Origin of the sequence: Microcoleus sp. Pol10D4 (assembly GCF_036701555.1) — a bacterium.
In the GTDB taxonomy this organism is placed as follows: Bacteria; Cyanobacteriota; Cyanobacteriia; order Cyanobacteriales; family Microcoleaceae; genus Microcoleus.
Window position 1 is genome coordinate 1 of sequence record NZ_JAUBRA010000166.1, and the last position, 1746, is coordinate 1746.

General features: G+C 41.9%; 1 protein-coding gene. It reads left to right on the top strand.

Features of this window, described 5'->3' with window-relative positions; translation table 11 throughout:
• Positions 1-103 precede the first annotated feature (103 nt).
• Entirely contained in the window at positions 104-1699 is a 1596-nt protein-coding gene (locus QUA36_RS31150; protein WP_333460156.1) for an IS1182 family transposase, read from the top strand.
• The last annotated feature ends 47 nt before the right edge of the window (positions 1700-1746 follow it).

The window sequence follows — 1746 nt, forward strand, 5'->3', positions numbered from 1 at the left end:
TAGGGCGTAGGTACAGTATTAGAACTTGACAAAAGTAGGAAAGCATGATAAGTGAATTTAGGAGCTTGTTAAATCCTAACAATCAGGAAGAAGAAAAAACCCTATGCGTCCTCCCTTATGGCATCCTCCAATTGAACTATCAGACCATGAAGCGTTGATTATCAAACGCATTAAACGAGCCAAGCTATTCACCTTTCTGCGACTTAACCGTTTATTCATCTTTAATGATGAGTTCCAAGAAGAACTCGCTACCATCTTTAAAGACAGCACCGTGGGTAATAGCCCAGTTCCTCCGGCACAAATTGCCTTAGCAATTATTCTGCAAGCCTATCTAGGGATTTCTGATGATGAAGTGATTGAAGAAATGCTAATGGATCAACGTTGGCAGTTAGTTCTCGATTGCCTTAATTGTGAAAATCCCCCTTTCAGCAAACCGACTTTAATTAGATTCAGAAATCGATTAATTAAAAAAGAATTAGACCAACGTTTAATTGACCGCACCGTAGAAATTGCCAAGCAAAAAGGTGGGTTTGGCTCATCTCAACTCAAAGCGGCTTTAGATTCTTCCCCGTTATGGGGAGCTGGTAAAGTCGAAGATACATATAATCTATTGGGTCATGCTTTGCGTAAAGCAGTGAGTGTGATAGCTGCTGGACAGGGGCGGGAGCCAGCAGAAATTGCCGAGTTAGCTGGTGCGCCAATTCTCAATAGTTCCAGCTTAAAAACAGCCTTAGACTTAAACTGGGATGACCCTTCAGAGCGTCAAAATGCACTATCAATGATTCTAAACAGCTTATGTTCTGTGGAAGAATGGATGCAAAGCCAGTCTGGTTGTAATGAGTTTGAAGTCGCCAAAGAGACTCTGGATGTGGCCCGAGTGATTGAATCTCAAAATGTAACTTTTGACTCTCAAGGAGTTCCAAGTTTAAGCAAAGGAGTAGCTAAAGACCGTCGCATTTCTATTGAAGACCCAGATATGCGACATGGACGAAAAAGCAAGTCTAAGAAAATAGATGGATATAAACGCCACATCCTCAAAGATTTAGAGAGTGGTGTAGTTTGCGCGGTGGCGTTGACTCGCGCAAATACTCCGGAAGCCACTGCTACAGTTGACCTAGAACGTGACTTAAAATTTCAAAATATTCACCTAGCTGAGTTACATATTGATCGGGCTTATTTATCCAGTCATTGGGTGACACAACGGGATGATAAATTACAGATATTTTGCAAGGCGTGGCCGGTCAGAAATTCTGGACGGTTTGATAAAAATTCTTTTTTTCTTGACTGGGATACGCATTTAATTAGCTGTCCCAATCAGGTAAGTATCCCATTTGAACCCGGAAAAATTGTTCATTTTCCGGCTAGTGAATGTGCAATTTGTCCTCTGAGGTCTGGTTGCACGAATAGTAAAAGAGGACGAACTGTATCAATTCATCCTGATGAAGCCTTAATGCAAGAGTTGCGAGCACGTCAATCCACTGCTATTGGTCGAAAAGACTTAAGAAAACGTACTACAGTTGAACACTCTCTGGCTCATATTGGTCATTGGCAGGGTGATCGTGCTCGATATCTTGGACAACGGAAAAATCTTTTCGATCTACGTCGAGTCGCTGTTGTCCATAACCTTCACGTCATTGCTCGAATCTCTAAGGTTGCCCCAATTCAACCGGGCATAGAGTTGAATTCCTTGACGGGGTAGATTCATATATCTCTTTTTTTGTCAACTTCTAATACTGTACCGACGCT